Origin of the sequence: Tangfeifania diversioriginum (assembly GCF_900141875.1) — a bacterium.
Taxonomy (GTDB): domain Bacteria; phylum Bacteroidota; class Bacteroidia; order Bacteroidales; family Prolixibacteraceae; genus Tangfeifania; species Tangfeifania diversioriginum.
Window position 1 is genome coordinate 74,009 of sequence record NZ_FQZE01000011.1, and the last position, 18,958, is coordinate 92,966.

The following is an 18,958-nucleotide window of genomic DNA, read 5'->3' on the forward strand; positions in this document are numbered from 1 at the left end:
TAATTGTTCTGAATCTAATTTTTAGTGTAAGTTATAGGATTGAAACAGGCAGAAGAATTATGATATTCTTAACCCAAAAAAGGAAATGCAGTTGACTGGCTGATTGGATTTAAAAGTGCAGTTTCCCATTTAAAACCGTCCCGGCGAGTTTCATTTTTTTTGCCGCCGCAAGTGCATCTTCAGTGGTGTGCACAATTGGCTCATTCCGGGTGTTGAAGGAAGTGTTTATCAGGGCTTTTACATTAAATTTTTCATCGAGGATTTGCAGCAGGTCGAATAGAAAAGGATTTTGATTTTTTTCGAAAAGGGTTTGAAAACGTGCCGTTCCGTCGGCATGAACAGCTCCGGCCAGTTCTTTTTGCTTTTGGGGAAGAACTGCAAAATCGATAAGCATGTATTTTGAAAGTGGATGGATGCTGTTTTTTTCTGTAAAATACCGGGTGTTTTTCTCAAGCGCAACGGGCGCCAGCGGGCGATACCACTCGCGTTCTTTTTTGTTGATGCTCAACTCCCGGGCAATTTTTTTTGAATTGGCCCGTGCCAGGATACTTCGGTTGGCCAAAGCTCTTGGGCCGGCTTCGCCAAAACCGTTGCACACGCCAACAAACTTGTTTTCGGCCAGCATCTTGGCCACAGTCAAAACCGTTTCGGGAGAGTAATTTTCAGAATAGTTTTCAATCCCCCAATTGTTCAGGTAAGGCCCGTGTTTACTAACCGTGCCGTGTTTTTTCCATTCGGCAAAAGCAGCTGCCCCCAGAGCCAATCCTGAATCTTCGGTACAGGGCGGGATGTAAACATTTTTGAAAATGTTTTGCTCGATGATTTTGGTATTGGCCACAATATTCAGCGCCGAGCCGCCCGTGTAATATAAATTTTCAGCTTTTGTTTTTTCAGCAAGTGTTTTTAGTTTGTTTATAATTTGCTGAATGAAAATGTGTTGCAGCGAGGCCGCAACATTCTGAATGAACGGATTTTTTTGGTCGAATGACTTCAGTTCAATTCCAAAATCGCTTTTGGCTTTTCTGAAAAAATGCGATGTCTTCCCCCAGATATTCTGAAAATAGTTGTTTTCAATGAGCCAATCTTCAATTTCGGGACGGGGGTTGCCAAAGCCTGCAAATCCCATAAATTTTCCGGGCACTGCATTTTGTTCGGGCAGTTTTGCCCCAATGATGGCAAAAACCAACGCGTTGGCATTGTAAATTGTACTCATGGGTTTCAAATCCCAATGGTATTCCAGCCATTTCAGTTTTCCGTTGAAGAAATGAGCAGCCGAAAAGTTGCTCACACTGGCACCACCGTCAAAATGCACCAGCAGGCTGTTCTCTTTGAAAGGGCCGAAAAACGGCAGGCACGAAAAAATATGTGCCAATTCGTGGTTAAGAACATGCGCTTCTTTCTCCTGTCCAAACCACCAGCATTTTCCTTTTTCAAGGCCTTCCGAAAGCCGGTTGTTTAGCGGAGCTTCAAAACGGGCTTCGCCATCAGATGTGAGGAAAGTGCGGCCAACCACGTTGTCGGTAAAAACCAAATCGTAATCGCCGTCCAGCAATTTATTCTGCTTCATAATTTCTTTTAAATGAATATGAAGCGAGTTGTCTCTTTTCCGGCGCGAGATTCGCTCCTGCTGCAGGAAGTGGGTTACTTTTCCGTTGTGCATCAACGCCAGGTTGTGGTCGTGCACATAAAGCGGATGTTCAAAGTTCCCGCGGTCCTGGATTCCGTAAATGGCCAGAGTTGGTTTTTCTTTTTTCATTGTGGGTTAACTAAAAAACTGCAGTGCAATAACTATAACGAAGAGCAACGAAAAGAGCAGTTCGCCCCAAAACCGGCTTTTCAGAAAAACAAAAAAATTGGATATCTGAAACGTTGCAGGAATGGCAATAATCATTAGCATCTCCTGCGAAGTTGCCGGAATAAAAACAAAGCTGAAAACCGAAAAAAGGAACAGGAAAAAGAAAACAGTGAAGAACTTGCGGGTACTCACTTTTTTGGTGTTGTATTGCTGAAGTAACTTCACACTGCCAAGCAGGGTAAATAAAACAAGAAACCCGAGAAAAGCCTGCAAAGCAATATTTCCTTTTAAATAGTTATTGGGTGTTACAATATTTAGTTCTAAGATTTTTAATAACTCGAGCAAGTGGTTGGTATAAAAAGCAAAACCAAACGCCAGAATAAATGGGACAAAAACACCGGTAATAAGAATAACGAACTCGCGCCACCGGGTTTCGCGGGTTAAAATGCCGGCGCCAATTAAAAAAGCCGGCAATAGAATTATGGCATTGAAATAAAATAGTGAAGCTACACCCAGCCATATTCCAGTGTCGAAAAGTGCTGTGTAGGGCTTTGTTTTTCCGAAAGCGCTGAAAAACCGGAAGATGGCAATCAGGTAAAAAACAGTTGCGAAATAAACCGGGTGAAGTGTGTGCAGTTGGGTAAACCCTCCAATTAGTATTACAAAAAGAGGGGCGGGCAGCATGGTTCTTACACGGATAAAACTGTACCGGTTGTTAATTTGAAGGACCAAAAAAGCCATTAAAATGATGAGCAACAAAGATGCGAGGCTTTGCAGAAACGCAGAGTTTTGAAGCAGCTGCGCAACAGGGCGGTAGAGTAAATTTTCGGTTTCGCCCCTGTAAAACGGATAAACTACGGGTTCTAAAAGGCTTTTCAGCCAGAAAATAACTGCAACCAAAGGGAACAGGATGAAATTTACAGCACTGTTTGATTTTAATGTACGAAGTATCATACCTTAATTAAAGGTCGAATCCTAAATCTTTCCGGTAATATTTTTTATCAAACTGAATGACTTCAGCATTTCTGTATGAAGTTTCCAGTGCTTCCGTTTTGTTGTTGCCTGTAGAGCTTACGGCCAACACGCGTCCTCCGCTGGTTACCACTGAGCTGCCTTCGGGTTTTGTTCCTGCATGGAAAACCGTACTGTTGGCCACTTTTTCCAAACCGGAAATTTTCAGCCCTTTTGGGTAGCTTCCCGGGTAGCCGCCAGACACGAGCATCACGGTTGCAGCTGTTTTTTTGTCGATTTCAATTTCTTTTTTGGCAAGCGTTCCGTCGGCAGCGCCTTCTAATAAATCAACAAAATCAGATTTCACGCGCAGTAAAATGGCTTCGGTTTCGGGGTCGCCAAGCCGCACATTGTATTCAATAACAAATGGTTCGCCGTCCACATTTATTAAACCGAAAAAAATAAACCCCGAATAGTCAATTTTTTCCATTTTCAATCCATTGATGGTAGGCTTGATAATGCGGGTTTCCACTTTATTCATGAATTCGCGCCCGGCAAACGGTACGGGTGAGATGGCACCCATTCCTCCTGTGTTTAGCCCGGTGTCGCCCTCACCAATGCGTTTGTAATCTTTGGCTTCGGGTAAAAGTTTGTAGTCTTTGCCATCAGTTATCACAAAAACAGAAACCTCTGTGCCGTTCAAAAATTCTTCAACTACTACTTTGTTGCTTGCCTCCCCGAATTTCCCTTCCAGCATCTTTTTCAGCATGGTTTCTGCTTCGGAAAGCGAATCGAGAATCAATACTCCTTTTCCGGCTGCCAATCCATCAGCTTTCAGCACATAAGGCGCTTTTAATGATTTCAGAAAATTAATTCCCTGGTTGAGGTTTGCATTGGTTACCGATAAATATTTTGCTGTGGGGATATTGTGGCGCATCATAAAGTCTTTGGCAAAATCTTTACTGCCTTCCAGCTGAGCGCCAGCCTTTTTAGGGCCCACCACTTTTACATTTTGAAGCTCGGGATCGGCCGAAATAAAATCGTGAATGCCCCCAACCAGCGGCACTTCGGGGCCAACCACCACCATATCTGCCTGCTTTTCAACAATGGTTTTTTTTATATTTTGAAAATCGTTTACTCCAAGGGGAATGTTTTCACCTAACTCGCTGGTGCCAGCGTTGCCGGGTATGAAAAAAAGTTGTCCGGCTTTTTTGCTTTGCTTTATTTTCCAGCCCAGTGCATGTTCTCTTCCACCGGAGCCAATGATTAAAATGTTCATTTAATTTGAATTATAAGATTCAAAATGTTTTTGCAGCGTTTCGCCTATTTTTGTTGACAGTTCGGAATCGCCATGGTTGCGGGCTGTCCTTTCCATTCGTTGCAGATAAAACAGGTTGCGTTGTATTTCTTCATTCACCGACTGCCTGAATTTGCGGTCGAGTGAAAGGAAGTAGCTCAGTTCGTCGTCGAACGTCGCCACTGCTTCTTCGAAGGCAGCTCTTGCTTTTTCGGGAGCACCGGCGGCGTAATAATTTTCGGCAAGCTGAATGCCAAAGAATTCATACTGAACAATTTCGGGCGGTACCAACTCAAAGCCACGGTCGATAACAGCAATGGCTGAATCATTTTTGTTTTCGGCAACCAATCCGGCGGCCAGCCTGCTGAATGAATTTCGGATGTTAGTCATCATTCTCCGGTTGTTTTCATCAATGTAAACATCCGGATCGTTCATGTTTCCGTAAGCGAATTTATTCATCAGGTTATCGTACATTATTTCGGTCTCCACACTTCCGTACGACAGTCGTTCGGCTTCACTCTCGCCTTTAATGGGTACAAACCGGTATCCAAATCCCTCTACCCTGAAGTAATCCTCCAGGTTCATGTATTTGTTTGTGCCAACTGTAATGGCCCAGTAAATGGGACGTTCCCAGTTATTGGTAGCGAGCAGATCCAAAATCATCATTTCATCTTTGGGCAGGTAATTCCGGTCCGATAAATCGATAGTGATGGAATCGACAATTTTATCGTAATCTTCCGGTTTCACCACGTTGTTTTCAATCACAGCCTCTTTATCCACCTTAAAGCTGATTACTTTTTTGGGTAGGTAGGCTGCATTGTCGGCCTGCCGGAGTTTTGTGGCCGGATTGTCGTCGGCAATAAAATCCACAGCTTCTTTCAGCCCAATGCTTTCTCTTGAAATCCGTGGGTTATCCATCAGGTAAACCAAATCTCGGGTGCCCTGTCGGTATTTTTCTTCATCCATAGAAAATGGCATTGGCTCAGAATCGTAGGCTTGCCGGCGCATTTGGTTGATGTACCAATCGGTTTGCAGGTAGCTGAGGTTACACACGCGCACATCGGTGCGTACGCCTTCCACTTCCTGGTTGTACCAGAGCGGGAAGGTGTCGTTATCGCCGTTGGTGAAAATAATGCCGTTGGGCTGGCAGGTTTTCAGGTAGTTGGCACCCAAATCTCTTGCGGTATAACGATTGGAGCGGTCGTGATCGTCCCAGTTTTCGGCGGCCATTATTCCCGGCACCAAAACAAGTGTGAGTGCACCTGCAACACCGCCTGCAATGGTTTCGGGCATGTATTTTTTCAGTGCTTCAATAATGCCCAGCACTCCCAGTCCAATCCAAATGGCAAATGCATAAAACGAACCGGCGTAGGCATAATCACGTTCGCGCGGCTGATGCGGATACTGGTTCAGGTAAATTACAATGGCCAGGCCTGTCATAAAAAACAGCAGGAAAACCAGCCAGAGGCCTTTTTTGCCTTCCTTTCCTTTATTGTACTGGTAAAAAATTCCGAGAAGCCCCAACAGTAAAGGAAGGAAATAATAGGTGTTACGGGCTTTATTGTTGGCAAACCGGTCGGGCAGGTTGTCCTGATCGCCGAGTCGCCATTCATCGATAAAATTAATGCCGCTCAGCCAGTTTCCGTGCAGTAGTCCACCATGTCCCTGTATATCGTTTTGCCGGCCCGCGAAATTCCACATAAAATACCGGAAATACATGTGCCCCACCTGGTAGCGGAAGAAGAACCGCATGTTTTCGGAGAACGTAGGTTTTACAATGACTTCGTTTTCGCCACTTTCATTCCGGTGCTGAATTCTGCGTCCCTGAACTTGTCCCCATTGCTGATAATCCTGTGCATGAACAGGATCCATGCTGCTCCACATTCGTGGAAAGAAGGTTGTGAATTTATCATCGTAATTTGGCGCAACTTTCCGGTCGGTTTCTACATATTTCCCATCAATTTGGGAATAAACCGGTTTGCCCTCTGTGTAACGCTCCTGCGGATTGAGTGGTGAATTGTAGTATTGACCGAAGAACAATGGCCGCTGCCCGTATTGTTCCCGATTAAGATAGCTTAACAGCGAGAAAACATCTTTAGGGCTGTTTTGATCCATCGGCGGCATGGCTGCCGAGCGTATAATGATGAGTGCAAACGAGGAATAACCGATGAGAATTACAGTTACCCCAACAATTACAGTATTCCAAAATACCATCTTCTTTTTAATAGTATAGCGGATGCCATAAACAATTGCTGCAATAATCAGGGCAATGTAAAACAAAGCTCCCGATTTGTAAGGAAGTCCGAAAGTGTTGACAAACAGTAGCTCGAACCACGATGCAACCGTAACCACTCCCGGGATAATTCCCCACATGATAATTCCTACAATCACCACAGAAATAACCAGTGCAGCAATAAATCCGTTGCGGGTAGTTTCGTATTTTCTGAAATAATACACAAAGACGATAGCCGGAATGGCCAACAGGTTAAGCAGGTGGACACCAATTGATAATCCTATGATATAGGCAATGAAAATTAACCACCGGTTGGCGTGCGGCCGGTCGGCAATGTTTTCCCATTTCAGAATGGCCCAGAATACAATGGCTGTAAGCATTGAGGAGAAGGCATACACTTCGCCTTCAGTTGCCGAAAACCAAAAGGTATCAGAAAAAGTATAGGCCAGTGAACCTATCGCTCCTGCAGCCATAATGGAAATGAGGTTTCCGGTACTTACTTCATTTTCGTTGGTTATCAGTTTTTTTGCCAGGTGGGTAATGGTCCAAAACAGAAATAAAATGGTAAAAGCACTTGCCAGAGCCGACATGGCATTTATCAGCATGGCGGCATTTTCAGGTTTCCCGAAAAAGGTGAAAAACCGGCCAAATATCATGAATATGGGCGCACCCGGCGGATGGCCTACTTCCAGTTTAAACGATGTGGTAATAAATTCGCCACAATCCCAAAAACTGGTGGTGGGTTCAATGGTCATTAAGTAAACAATGGCCGATATAATAAAAATAATCCAGCCGGTAAGCCTGTTTGCCAGTTTGTATTTTTCCATTTCTTTTTATTTACTTTTTTGCAGGAAACATGATTGCTGCGAAGATAGTTGTTTTCGATCAAACTGAAATAGCAGAACCCGTTTTTAAGAGTTCTAAACAATTTTACTCAGCACAGCATAATTCCGGAAACTATCCTGCCGGTTTCAATCCCTTCGCGGCGGGCCGAGTAATATTTCTTATTTTCTTTAAAAGTACATTCTCCTGAAATTTCAATGTTTTCGTTCGATAACCCGGCAGCCAGCACTAATTGACGGTTGGCTTCCCAAAGGTTCAGGTGAAACGAACCCGTTGGATTTTTGTGCAGTGTTTTCTCAGGATTGGGAATGTTTTGGCGAACCTCTTTTACCACTTCGCTCCCCACTTCATAAACTTCGGGGCCAATTGACGGGCCGATTACAGCCAGCAAATTTTGCGGCAAACTACCGTACAACCTATTCATTTTTTTAACGGTTAAGGTTGCAATTTTTGTTACAGTACCCCGCCAGCCGGCATGCACTGCTGCAATAGCACGATTATCCGGGTCGAATAAAAGAACAGGGACACAATCGGCTGTTTGAACGCACAGGCAAATTCCGGGCTGGTTGGTTACCAGCGCATCAGTTTCTGAAATTTCATTTTCAGGAATGTGGTTCAAATTAACAACACAGTTGGTATGTGTTTGCCTCGGAAAAACCAATTGGCAGGCATTAATATCCAAAACATTGGCCAGTTGTTCGCGTTTTTTTTGCACCAAGCCGGGCTCATTACCAGTAAAACGTAAATTGCTTCTGCCAGAGAAAGTAGATTTGGTGGTGCTAAATGCTATTAAGTTGGAATAAGGACCAAATTTTTGGTAGGTAATTAATTTGCTTTTATCCATTTCTGAGCAATTCATTTAGTTTTTGTTTATTCAAAAGGGTTACCGTTTTTTTATCAATAATAATGAGTTTCTCTCTTTGCATTTCGCTAATCACCCGCGCCAGCGACGGCCGCGTTACTCCAAATAATTCGGCCAGTTGCTGTTGCGTGCTGTTCAGTTGAAACGAATGCAACCGGTCGCCGGCTTTTTGCAGCAGGTAGTGGGCTATTTTTTCCTTGATGGTTTTGAAACTTAAAAAATGAAGTTTTTGAGAAATAAACTGGGTGCGCGACGAAATACTGTCCAGGTAATTTTTCAGCACCACCGAATTAAGCTGCATTAACCGCAATAATTCTGAAATTGAAATCGAAAAAATTTCCACGCTGTTATTGGTAGTAACTGTTACCGGGAACCGGTTTTCGGAACCGAATAAAAATGCTGTTGCCAGCGGACGCGGAGCTTCAATGTCTTCAATCTTTATTGTTTTACCCGAATAATCAATCATTTCGCCTCGCACACTCCCGGAGAGAATGATGAAAAGATTGGAAATTTGCTCACCTGCAATGGCTACAATATCGCCTTTGCTAAATTTCTTCACCTGGTAGTGAACCTGTTGGAGCAATTTGCGGGTTTCGTTTTCGGCAACCCCTTTAAAAACAGGGCATTCATTCAGAAGTTGATAATTTATCATTTATGTTGAATTTGTAACAATTGATACAGTTTACCCAACGGTGTATGCGTAGTTTTGTTTCACGGAAAAAGAAAAAATGATAAGAGAAATTGTAAAAATAGATGAGGAGCTTTGTGACGGATGCGGACAATGTGTCCCGAATTGTCATGAAGGAGCCCTTCAGATTATTGACGGGAAAGCCCGGCTGGTGAGTGAATTGATGTGCGATGGATTGGGCGCTTGTCTGGGGCACTGTCCTCAGGGAGCAATTACTGTTGAAAAACGGGAGGCCGTTGAATACGACGAAGAAGCGGTTATTGCCCAAATGATTGAAAAGGGCAGGGCCACTGTTTTTGCCCACCTGAAACATTTGCAGGATCACAACGAGATGGGTTACCTGAAAGAAGCTTTGAATTATCTAAAAGCCAACCGGGAGTCCCTTCCGTTTTCAATAAAAGAGGTACATGAACTGCTTCATGGTATTGAAAAACCAGTTTCACCCCAGCCCAAAACAGGAGCAACTTGCCCCGGTTCTGCATCTCAATCCTTTAATGCAACAGGATTTAAAATGGCATCTCAGGCCACTGAGGCTGCCTCCGAACTGGATCACTGGCCAGTGCAAATGCATTTGATTAACCCGGCGGCCAGTTATTTTCAGGGAGCCGATTTGCTTGTAGCAGCCGATTGTGCCGCCTTCGCACACGGCGATTTTCATCGGAAGTTTATTGCCGGCAAAAAAATGGTAATTGCCTGCCCCAAACTCGACCAGGGGAAAGAAATTTATATGCAGAAATTAATTCGCCTGATTGACGAGGCAAAAGTAAATACCATAACTGTGGTTGTGATGGAAGTGCCTTGCTGCGGCGGGTTAACCCGCATGGTGCAAATGGCATTGGCGCAGGCATCGCGCAAGGTACCTGTAAAAATTGCAATGATTGGAATTAAAGGCGAAGTGTTATCAGAGGAATGGGCCATTTAATATTTGGGTGAAAATTAGTATAACCGGAACAGGACAAACACGTAAATAGTTTTATGTGTCAGTTTAGGAATTGATTCGGGAGAAAATTTTAAACATTAAAAAAAGAATAGTATGAGTATGTTTTGTTTTCAGTGTCAGGAAGCAGCCAAAGGAACCGGCTGCACAGTAAAGGGAGTTTGCGGGAAAAACGATGATGTGGCCAACCTTCAGGACACCTTGATGTATGTACTGAAAGGAATCAGCTGGTTTAACGAGAAGCTGAGAGCTAAAGGGTTGAACCCCGGCAAAGTGGATAAATTTGTGTTCGACGGGTTGTTCAGCACCATTACAAATGCCAATTTCGACAAAACCAGTTTTGAGAAAAGAATAAATGAAGCCCTTGCGCTTAGGAATGAACTGCATGAAAAGTGCAAAGAAAACAATATTGAGCTTCCTGAAAACCTTCCAGGGTTTGTAACCTGGAGCGCTTTTTCAGTTGAAGAATTTGAAGAAAAGGCCAAAGAGGTGGGTGTGTTAAGTACCGAAAATGAAGATGTTCGCTCGCTGCGCGAACTTGTAATTTATGGTGTGAAAGGGCTGGCAGCCTATGCCGAACATGCCTGGAATCTGGGCCACAAAAAGGATGAAATTTATAAATTCATGCAGCGGGCACTGGTGGCAACCACGGAGGATTTGGACGTTGACGAGTTGGTTGATTTGGTGCTGGAAACCGGAAAATTTGGTGTGGATGTGATGGCGCTGCTCGATGAAGCGAACACATCCAGCTACGGGAACCCGGAAGCTACACAAGTTAATATTGGCGTGCGTAACAATCCGGCTATCCTTATTTCCGGTCACGATATGAAAGACATGGAGGAATTGTTGAAACAAACCGAAGGAACCGGTGTGGATGTATATACACACAGTGAGATGTTGCCGGCGCATTATTATCCTGCTTTCAAAAAATACGACCACCTGGTAGGCAATTACGGTGGCTCGTGGTGGAAACAAAAATCAGAATTCGAGTCGTTTAACGGGCCAATTCTTTTTACCACCAACTGTATTGTTCCACCTTTGAAAAATGCAGGTTACAAAGACAAAATTTACACCACCGGAGCTTCGGGGCTAAATGGTGCAACCCATATTCCTGAACGCAAAAACGGCAGGATGAAAGATTTCAGTGACATCATCGAGCACGCCAAAGAATGTGACCCGCCACAGGAAATTGAAACCGGTACAATAACCGGCGGTTTTGCTCATGCACAGGTGTTTGCGCTGGCCGATAAAATTGTGGATGCTGTTAAAACCGGCGCTATCAAAAAATTCTTTGTGATGGCTGGTTGCGATGGCCGCATGAAAAGTCGCGAATACTACACCGAGTTTGCTGAAAAACTGCCAACCGATACGGTGATTTTAACAGCCGGCTGCGCCAAATACCGCTACAACAAATTGCCCCTGGGCGATATTGGCGGCATTCCCCGCGTAATCGACGCCGGGCAGTGTAACGACTCTTACTCTTTGGCAGTAATTGCTTTGAAACTGAAAAAGGTTTTCGAACTGAATGATATTAATGAGCTGCCCATTGCTTATAACATAGCCTGGTACGAGCAAAAAGCAGTAATTGTATTGCTGGCATTGCTTTCTCTTGGGGTGAAAAATATTCATCTGGGACCAACACTGCCCGCATTCCTTTCGCCAAATGTTGCCAATGTGTTGGTGGAGCAATTCGGAATTGCCGGAATTAACGAACCCGAAGGAGATATAAAAATGTTTATGGAAGAAAGTGCTGCATAAAACTTTCTGTTAAAAAAAATCAAGGCTGCGCATGAATTTTTAATGTGCAGCCTTTTTGTTTGCCTTAAAATTCTGGAATTGAATTGTGTACATTCTAATAAAATAAAATATAAACGGGTAGGATAATCTGTAAAGTCAAAAAATATAGAGAAATTATGATTTTTATTTTTGTTGTAAATACTTGTTTATTAGTGCCCTGGTTGTTGTTATTAACAGCAAATTAACTTAACCATTGGCATTGTCCCAATGTGGGAGAAAATGTCCTAATTTGGAAATTAATTTTTCGCAAATTAGAATCTAACAAATACAAAAATACCCCATAAACCCCAGATTTTCAACATTTCTTTCAATTTATAGTCAATCTGAGTTATTAAATTTCAATAAAATTCCAATCAGGAAATTATTTGAATTGTTGTAACTTTTTTTCGTGAAAATTTCAATCAGAGCTTTAACGAGTGATAAGTTTTTGTCACATAAACCTGCTAAAAAGGTGTGAGTGACAGGCAGGGGACCTCAGTGCCCGTCGCAAAGCATCATGCTCTAATCTACTGAGAATTTTGTCCTTAAAACATTAAAATAGAGATAGTTGGATTTGCTTTTTAACTCATTTTTAAAATTCAATAATTGGAAAAATTCTCAGGAATTAATGCAAAATTGGAAAAATTCTAAAATTATTTTAAAAACGAAGCAAAAAAACAAATTCTTTTTCAGGTTGTTGGTTTTGAATGAACTTTAACTATAGCTGAAATCAGGTTTTGTCACTGCGCTAATCATTTACTCAATTTTTAGAAAGATGCCTAAAAAACGTTACAAAGAAACCGAGATTCATAAAATTCTTCAGGAATACAAAGATGGTACTTCAATCAGCCGAATAATAGAAAAATATGGAATCAGTCAGGCAACTTTTTACAACTGGAAGTCGAGATATGGAAGTTTGTCATCAGCAGATATTAACCAACTCAATAAATTAAAGGAAGATAACGAGCGGCTGAAACGCATGTTTGCCGATTTGAGCCTGGAAAATTTAACTTTAAAGGCGAAGTTGAAAAAGAAACATTGATGTATTGATAATCAGGACATTATTGTGGAAAAAAGAATTTGTATTTAAACTTTAATCTTATTTTAATCACTGCAATTTTTTTTGAATATGTATTTACAGAAACCGGTTTATAAATGGTATGCAATTTATACCAAGGCGAACAACGAGAAAAAAGTATTTGACCGTTTAAAAGAAGAGAACATTGAATGTTACCTGCCCTTGAAGAAAACATTGAGGCAATGGAGCGATCGAAAAAAATGGGTTGATCTACCCTTGTTCAGGTGTTATGTTTTTGTGAAAGTAAGTTACATCGAGTATTTCAGGGCTCTCCGAATTCCAGGGGTGGTTTATTATGTGAGTTTTGGCGGTGAACCCCAGTCAATTCCCAATAATCAAATTGAATACATAAAAGCCATAGTTCAGCAAACAGAAAAAGAAATTGAAGTAAACTATAAAAACATTCGCAAAGGTTCTGAATGTGAAGTGCTTGTTGGCCCTCTTAAAGGTATTAAAGGTGAGGTGGTAAGAATAAGTGGCCAGTCGCGTTTGCTTATTCGTTTAGCATCGATGGGAGTTAGCCTGAATGTTAATATTTCTAAAGATGAGATCAAGTTAATTAAAAATAAAGCTACCAGAACAGCTCAAAAAAAATATTCTTCGCTAGATCGAATTCCTTACAAGAAAAGCGGAGCTTCTGTATATTAAATAGGAACCTCAACTTTTGGTTTTTTCATCATAAAGAAAAAATGCAAGTTAAAAACCCTTCCTGCAATTTTGAAATCACATAACAATTCATTGAAAAGGAAAACCTTAAAGACCTCATGGCAAAAATCGTTATAATTGGTGGTAGTTTTGCCGGAATGGGGGCTGCTCATTTCCTAAGCAGCCATCATTTGGAGGCAACTGTTTTTGAAATGAACGATTTTTCCAACGAAAATGCGATTTCATTTTACAATAGAATGCGATTTATTTTTGATTATAAACCGTATATTTCATTAAAGCAAAATGGTTGGTTTAAATTTTTTGTTCCCAAATCTGTCGATCAGGGAGTAATACCCAATGAGCCAAATCTCGGTCATTTTTGGAAAAGAAGCTTTGTCAAACATCCACCGATTGTCAACCTCCGGGGGCTTCCCAAAGAGATAGTTGTAAAAGTCATAAATGAGCTTGTTGAGTTAAATCAGGGAAATGAAAAGTATGCAAACAATCTTCAGGAATGGTTATATGCGGTTTATGGGAAAATATTTACGGATTCTTTTTTAGAAAAACTTATAAATAAAATTTATACTCTTCCTCCGGGAAAAATTGAATTATCAGAAATTCGGGAAGAGTTTGAACAGCCAACTTTCGAGGAAATTTTATCTGGTGCTTTAACCATATCTAATGGCTTAAACAGCAAACAGAATGTATATAACTCAGTGGCTAACAGTTTTTCCGGGTTGATGGGGAAAATTATTTCCAACATTGACCTAAAGCACAACCATAAAGTTGTATATATTGACACGGAACAGAAGGTTGTACTTTTCGAAAACGGTGAACAAGTAAGTTACAATTATCTTATTTCCTCAATGCCTTTACCTGAGCTGATAAGCTGTCTGGCCGGTGTTCCTGAAAAAATTTTGTCAGCGGTGAAAAAACTTGCATACACAAATTGTGTAATGGTTAGTATCGGAATTGAACGGCAACAAACTTCGGAATTTGATTATGCTTATTTTTACGATAACGATATCCTATTTTCGAAACTCATTTTTTCTCATTCATCAAACGGCGATAAAACCCCCGACAATTATGAAATTATTCATGCGATTATAGATTTTAGTCCTAAGTATAAGCCATTGTATCTTTCTCCCAACCATTTTATTGAACCTGTAATCGGTAACCTGGAACGATGTAGCATTCTGAAGGAAACGGATAAGATACTTTTCAAGGAGGCCAGTCTGATTCCTTTCGCCAACATAGTTTATGATTTTGACAGGCCACATAATCTATCACTTGTGCATGATTACCTGGATGAAATAAACATTTTTTATTGTGGCAGATATGGTGAATGGAAAAATAAAACAACAGATGAATCTTTTGAAAATGGGGCAGATGCAGCTAAAAAAGTGAAGGATATCCTTACTTTAAAATCCGGGAGCAGGATAACTTCTAATAAATTTTGTTTTTCTGTTCTCTAGCCTGAACTATTCATAAATTTTAAAAATATGAATAAAGTTCAGGTTAATCCCGACTTAGATGAAGTTGAACTTTTAAAAAAGTTTTACTGAATCTTAGTCGTCCCGATAGTCATCGGGAGAGATAGGGATTATTTGTGAATAATCCGGGCTAGTTTTTAGCATTTAATCCTATTTATTACTTAATGATGATATCAACTGAAAACGGAAAAGACCACAGAATCCTGATTGCCAACTTTTTACTTTATATTGATTGAGAATTAAATTATAAGATTTTTCATAGGACGCTAATTCGTTTAGCCCTGGCTTGAATAAAAAATTGAAGCTCACTGCCTGAGGGGGATTTAAAACACAAAAAATGGAAATTTTTGAAGTAACACATGAAAAATTTGGCAATATCATTAGCAACCCATTTTATATATACGGGAATGCTGATTTTAACTACTTGAACAAACATAAATGCGAATCGCTTCATTATTTGCTCTTTAAAGAAAATAAATATCGCTTGGGTATTGTCGGTGGCGTTAGAGGAGGTGCATTCCTTTCTGCCTTTTCTGCTCCTTTTGGTGGTTTTATACATTTACGTGGCGATATCAAAATATCTTATCTTGAAAACGCCATCGATTTGCTTGTTAAATGGGGGAAGTCAAAAAACCTTAAGGCTATTAACTTGATTCTGCCGCCACCTGTTTACGATGAAAACTTTATCTCAAAACAGATAAACTGCCTCTTCCACAAAGATTTTTATATTTTGAAAATTGAATTGAATCATATTTTCTTTACAAGAAAGTTCGATGATAATTACAAAAATAATCTTTGGAGAAATGGCAGAAATAATCTGAATAAAGCACTAAAAAAACACCTGAATTTTCACCTGTGCGAAAACCTTCTTGAAAAAAGAATAGCGTATCAGGTAATTAAACTGAATAAACAAACCAAACAACTACCTCTTACTATGAGTTGGGAGGAGATTTTGATGTACACGGCCATAATAAATACCGATTTTTTTATTGCGTATAACGCTAAAAATTTTCCAATTGGTGCCGCCATCGTTTTTCATGTAAGCCAATCTGTTGTCCAGGTTGCTTACTGGGGCGACAACCTGAAATACTCGCATTTAAGAACTATGAACTACCTTGCTCATAAAATATTTGAATATTATCATGACGATTTTAAGATTATTGATTTAGGCCCTTCCTCCGAAAATTGTACTCCCAACGTTGGCTTGTGTAATTTCAAAGAGAGTATTGGATGTGATACTACAACAAAATTCAGCTTTATTAGGAGTCTTACATAAATCATTAGATTGATTAACGGGTTAATATTAAGTGAACTATACAATTAATTAAGCACAAAATATGATAATTGCAGTTGATTTTGACGGAACCATTGTAAAACATAAATACCCATCCATTGGGAAAGAAATACCTTTTGCGATTAAAACATTAGTCCTTTTACAGCAAAAAGGACATCAAATTATTCTCTGGACACATCGTTCAGGCAAAGAATTGGATGAGGCAGTTCAATTTTGTAAAAAGAGGGGACTTACATTTCATGCTGTAAACAATAATTTTGAAGATGAAGAATTTGATAACTCCTATAGCAGAAAAATTTACGCTGATTTATACATTGATGATCGCAACCTCCTGGGCATTCCTGAATGGGGGAAAATATATGAACTCATAATTGATAATGACGATAAGGCCGAAAAAAAAGTAATTTTTTTTAACAGCAATTTTCTAAAAAAGAAATTAGCAATACATCTATAACCACTAGATTTAATGGGGGCGGCCTTGTATTAATGCGTCGGGTTTCAATTTTCGTGGTAGTCCTGATGTTTCAAACTTTAAAATAAGGCATACTAACCTGTTATGGGGTAGGTTAATGCATTTGCACTAAAAAGATCACGAATAGTGATACTTCTTTACAATTAATATTTCAGTCAATTAAATTCCGTTATCATGCTTAAAGAAAGAGAACCAGTACTTGAAAAAATAAGCAATGTTTTTCAGGTAATTTTGACTTTGGGATGCTTTTGGGCAGCGGTGAAATTAACCCACATCTTTTTGAAACCCATTATGTGGGATCCTGCGCAGTACAAAATAGTGATGTTTATCCTTATCCCTGTTTGGATTTTACTTTTGGAGCAGGCTAACCTGGGAAGAGTCGGCCGTATAAAAATGCACTCAATTAGTTTTGTCGAATATTTCACGATTATCTTTATTGGGAGCATACTGTTATATGCTTCAGTTGAAATTTTAAATCTTGATTCAATCTCCAGATTGGTACTGGGGGTATTTGCATTATTGGACTTTATTGTATTGTACTCGTTCAAATATATTCTATCCGTCGCAATGAAATATCTTAGGCGAAAAGGGAGGAATACAAGGCAAATACTAATTATTGCAGACGCTGATTCCTATTATTTTATTGATCGGTTGATTGAAACAAAAGATTGGGGATATCGGGTTTGGGCCATCATGTCAGATGACGAAGCATTAATTAATAAATATAAAAGCGAATTCAATATCATTCCTTATGAGCATAATCTATCCAGAGTAATTGACGAAAGTACAATTGACGAAGTTTTCTATTGTAAAAGTTCGTTGGATCAGCATGAGATTCAGAGATTTATTTATTCATGTGCAGAAGTTGGTGTAGTATTTAGAATGCAATCGATGCTATTGAATTACGTAAAAATGCAATCAACGCTCTCGTTTTTAAACCAGATGCCCTTTTTAACTTTCCGAAATACCCCGGATAATTATTTGGCGTTGAAGTTTAAGGTTATTCTTGATTTCGTATTTTCCCTTTTCATTCTTGTTATTTTATCTCCACTGTTGTTAATCATTTCCATTTTAATCAAATTGGATGGTGGACCGGTTCTTTTCATGCAAAAACGGACTGGCCTCCACGGAAGAGAATTCTATTGCTATAAATTCAGAACAATGGTAGTTAATGCCGAAGAATTACAAAAAACATTGCTGGATAAGAATGAACAGGACGGGCCGGTATTTAAGATTAAGAATGATCCGAGGATTACAAAAATTGGCAAATTTTTGCGGAAAACATCGTTAGATGAATTGCCTCAGTTTTTAAATGTGCTTAAAGGGGAAATGTCAATTGTTGGCCCAAGACCACCTATTCCCACAGAAGTAAAACAATACGAAAGATGGCAACAAAGAAGATTAAGCATGAGACCAGGTATTACATGTGTCTGGCAGGTTTCAGGACGGAATAATATACCCTTTGATCAATGGATGAAAATGGATATGCAATACATTGATACCTGGTCTCTTAAACTCGACTTCATCATTTTATTAAAAACGGTAAAAGTTGTATTAACCGGCGATGGACAATAAACATCAAGATTTATCATCAAAAAAACAAAAAGAAACAGGCATGGGGAAAATACCCCCCCCCCCAGAAAAATGATTATCCGCTGGCCGGCGGAGGCGAGCCTGCCTGACCAGACAGTGCCCCATGTGATACCTTTAACAGTTAATAATTATAATTATATGAAAATGAATAGCTTTACAGAAAAGCATCTGCACATCATTGGAATAACTAAATTCAGCAAGCTCATTAAAGAATTAAGAATATTCCCGATAATGATTTTAACTATCATATTGCTTTTTTCGTCCTGTGTATCACAAAGGAATGTGGAATACCTGCGTGATGATTCCAGCCAGCAGGGAAATGTCAAAACCTTCTATGATGCCAAAGTGCCGGATTATAAGTTAAAACCTAAAGATGAGCTTTACATACAGATAAAAAGCTTGGACGACCCTTCGACAAATGTTTTTCAACAACTTGGTGTACAAGAGAGTAACGACATTGATGGAAATATTCAGCCCTATGGAGCCTATCTTATGTCGTATTCTATTGACAGGGAGGGGTTTATACGAATGCCTGTTGTTGGGAATATTCAGGTTGAGAACAAATCCGTTCCTGAGGTTAGTGCCATTTTGCAAGATTCATTAGAGCATATTTTAAGCCAACCAACAGTTACAGTAAAATTAGTAAACCGCTTCGTCTCGGTACTGGGAGAAGTTCAGGACCCAGGTCATTTTACATATTCACAGGAAAAATTCACCATATTTGATGCGCTGGGCCTTGCCGGAGATATTACTGAGTATGGAGACCGTAATGATGTGATTCTTGCACGGAACGAAAAGGGGAAGAATTTACGCATCAACATTGATTTGACATCATCCACATTGATGGCATCTGAATACTATTACATTCGGCCTAATGATATGGTGTATGTGAAACCCATGCGCAAAAAATTCTGGGGTATGCGCCAGTTCCCATTTGAGATTTTGTTATCAACATTGTCAACTGGAATCTTGTTTTACACCGTGTTTGGTCAATAAAATTT

The 18,958-nt window shown here is 40.2% G+C and carries 15 protein-coding genes; 9 read left to right on the plus strand and 6 right to left on the minus strand.

Features of this window, described 5'->3' with window-relative positions:
• Positions 1-109 precede the first annotated feature (109 nt).
• The 6 genes from BUC07_RS08900 to BUC07_RS08925 all read right to left on the minus strand — a co-directional run bounded on the left by BUC07_RS08900 (position 110) and on the right by BUC07_RS08925 (position 8,633).
• The gene (locus BUC07_RS08900) at positions 110-1,756 is read right to left on the minus strand and encodes a carbamoyltransferase C-terminal domain-containing protein (RefSeq protein ID WP_073168497.1); all 1,647 of its coding nucleotides are present in this window, start codon (positions 1,754-1,756) and stop codon (positions 110-112) included.
• Between the two features lie 6 nt (positions 1,757-1,762).
• The gene (locus tag BUC07_RS08905) at positions 1,763-2,749 is read right to left on the minus strand and encodes a DUF6427 family protein (protein ID WP_073168499.1); all 987 of its coding nucleotides are present in this window, start codon (positions 2,747-2,749) and stop codon (positions 1,763-1,765) included.
• Positions 2,750-2,756: 7 nt separating this feature from the next.
• On the minus strand, positions 2,757-4,025 hold the full coding sequence (gene purD, locus BUC07_RS08910) for a phosphoribosylamine--glycine ligase (protein WP_073168501.1): 1,269 nt from the start codon (positions 4,023-4,025) through the stop codon (positions 2,757-2,759).
• Entirely contained in the window at positions 4,026-7,103 is a 3,078-nt protein-coding gene (locus BUC07_RS08915; RefSeq protein WP_073168502.1) for a glycosyltransferase family 117 protein, read from the minus strand.
• Between the two features lie 107 nt (positions 7,104-7,210).
• Entirely contained in the window at positions 7,211-7,963 is a 753-nt protein-coding gene (gene pgeF, locus BUC07_RS08920) for a peptidoglycan editing factor PgeF (RefSeq protein WP_175552502.1), read from the minus strand.
• On the minus strand, positions 7,956-8,633 hold the full coding sequence (locus BUC07_RS08925; RefSeq protein ID WP_073168506.1) for a Crp/Fnr family transcriptional regulator: 678 nt from the start codon (positions 8,631-8,633) through the stop codon (positions 7,956-7,958). The genes pgeF and BUC07_RS08925 overlap by 8 nt, the downstream gene beginning before the upstream one ends.
• 76 nt (positions 8,634-8,709) lie before the next feature.
• On the opposite strand from BUC07_RS08925, the gene BUC07_RS08930 reads away from it, so the two are divergent.
• From BUC07_RS08930 to BUC07_RS08970, 9 genes are all read left to right on the plus strand, one after another.
• Positions 8,710-9,591, plus strand: a complete 882-nt coding sequence (locus BUC07_RS08930) for an ATP-binding protein (RefSeq protein ID WP_073168508.1) — start codon at positions 8,710-8,712, stop codon at positions 9,589-9,591.
• Positions 9,592-9,702: 111 nt separating this feature from the next.
• Entirely contained in the window at positions 9,703-11,364 is a 1,662-nt protein-coding gene (gene hcp, locus BUC07_RS08935; protein ID WP_073168510.1) for a hydroxylamine reductase, read from the plus strand.
• A 793-nt stretch (positions 11,365-12,157) separates the two neighbouring features.
• Positions 12,158-12,424: a transposase gene (locus tag BUC07_RS08940; protein WP_073168512.1), complete on the plus strand. Its 267-nt coding sequence runs from the start codon at positions 12,158-12,160 to the stop codon at positions 12,422-12,424.
• 87 nt (positions 12,425-12,511) lie between these two features.
• A complete protein-coding gene (locus BUC07_RS08945; protein WP_073168514.1) occupies positions 12,512-13,108 on the plus strand; it encodes a UpxY family transcription antiterminator in 597 nt (198 codons plus the stop codon).
• A gap of 116 nt (positions 13,109-13,224) precedes the next feature.
• Positions 13,225-14,580 carry an NAD(P)-binding protein gene (locus BUC07_RS08950; protein WP_073168516.1) on the plus strand — a complete coding sequence of 452 codons (1,356 nt, stop codon included), beginning with the start codon at positions 13,225-13,227 and terminating at the stop codon, positions 14,578-14,580.
• A 355-nt stretch (positions 14,581-14,935) separates the two neighbouring features.
• Entirely contained in the window at positions 14,936-15,874 is a 939-nt protein-coding gene (locus BUC07_RS08955; RefSeq protein ID WP_073168518.1) for a hypothetical protein, read from the plus strand.
• Between the two features lie 61 nt (positions 15,875-15,935).
• Positions 15,936-16,346 carry a BT0820 family HAD-type phosphatase gene (locus BUC07_RS08960; RefSeq protein ID WP_073168520.1) on the plus strand — a complete coding sequence of 137 codons (411 nt, stop codon included), beginning with the start codon at positions 15,936-15,938 and terminating at the stop codon, positions 16,344-16,346.
• Positions 16,347-16,538: 192 nt separating this feature from the next.
• Positions 16,539-17,939 (plus strand): sugar transferase, encoded by a 1,401-nt coding sequence (locus BUC07_RS08965; protein WP_073168522.1) that lies wholly within the window; start codon positions 16,539-16,541, stop codon positions 17,937-17,939.
• A 69-nt stretch (positions 17,940-18,008) separates the two neighbouring features.
• Positions 18,009-18,953 carry a polysaccharide biosynthesis/export family protein gene (locus BUC07_RS08970; RefSeq protein WP_083578178.1) on the plus strand — a complete coding sequence of 315 codons (945 nt, stop codon included), beginning with the start codon at positions 18,009-18,011 and terminating at the stop codon, positions 18,951-18,953.
• Positions 18,954-18,958 lie beyond the last annotated feature (5 nt).

Coding starts and splice junctions, on each gene's coding strand:
- BUC07_RS08905 (WP_073168499.1), bottom strand. CDS start 2,749: ATGATACTTCGTACATTAAAATCAAACAGTGCTGTAAATTTCATCCTG.
- BUC07_RS08925 (WP_073168506.1), bottom strand. CDS start 8,633: ATGATAAATTATCAACTTCTGAATGAATGCCCTGTTTTTAAAGGGGTT.
- pgeF (WP_175552502.1), bottom strand. CDS start 7,963: ATGGATAAAAGCAAATTAATTACCTACCAAAAATTTGGTCCTTATTCC.
- BUC07_RS08970 (WP_083578178.1), top strand. CDS start 18,009: ATGATTATCCGCTGGCCGGCGGAGGCGAGCCTGCCTGACCAGACAGTG.
- hcp (WP_073168510.1), top strand. CDS start 9,703: ATGAGTATGTTTTGTTTTCAGTGTCAGGAAGCAGCCAAAGGAACCGGC.
- BUC07_RS08945 (WP_073168514.1), top strand. CDS start 12,512: ATGTATTTACAGAAACCGGTTTATAAATGGTATGCAATTTATACCAAG.
- BUC07_RS08955 (WP_073168518.1), top strand. CDS start 14,936: ATGGAAATTTTTGAAGTAACACATGAAAAATTTGGCAATATCATTAGC.
- BUC07_RS08950 (WP_073168516.1), top strand. CDS start 13,225: ATGGCAAAAATCGTTATAATTGGTGGTAGTTTTGCCGGAATGGGGGCT.
- BUC07_RS08940 (WP_073168512.1), top strand. CDS start 12,158: ATGCCTAAAAAACGTTACAAAGAAACCGAGATTCATAAAATTCTTCAG.
- BUC07_RS08915 (WP_073168502.1), bottom strand. CDS start 7,103: ATGGAAAAATACAAACTGGCAAACAGGCTTACCGGCTGGATTATTTTT.
- BUC07_RS08960 (WP_073168520.1), top strand. CDS start 15,936: ATGATAATTGCAGTTGATTTTGACGGAACCATTGTAAAACATAAATAC.
- BUC07_RS08930 (WP_073168508.1), top strand. CDS start 8,710: ATGATAAGAGAAATTGTAAAAATAGATGAGGAGCTTTGTGACGGATGC.
- BUC07_RS08900 (WP_073168497.1), bottom strand. CDS start 1,756: ATGAAAAAAGAAAAACCAACTCTGGCCATTTACGGAATCCAGGACCGC.
- BUC07_RS08965 (WP_073168522.1), top strand. CDS start 16,539: ATGCTTAAAGAAAGAGAACCAGTACTTGAAAAAATAAGCAATGTTTTT.
- purD (WP_073168501.1), bottom strand. CDS start 4,025: ATGAACATTTTAATCATTGGCTCCGGTGGAAGAGAACATGCACTGGGC.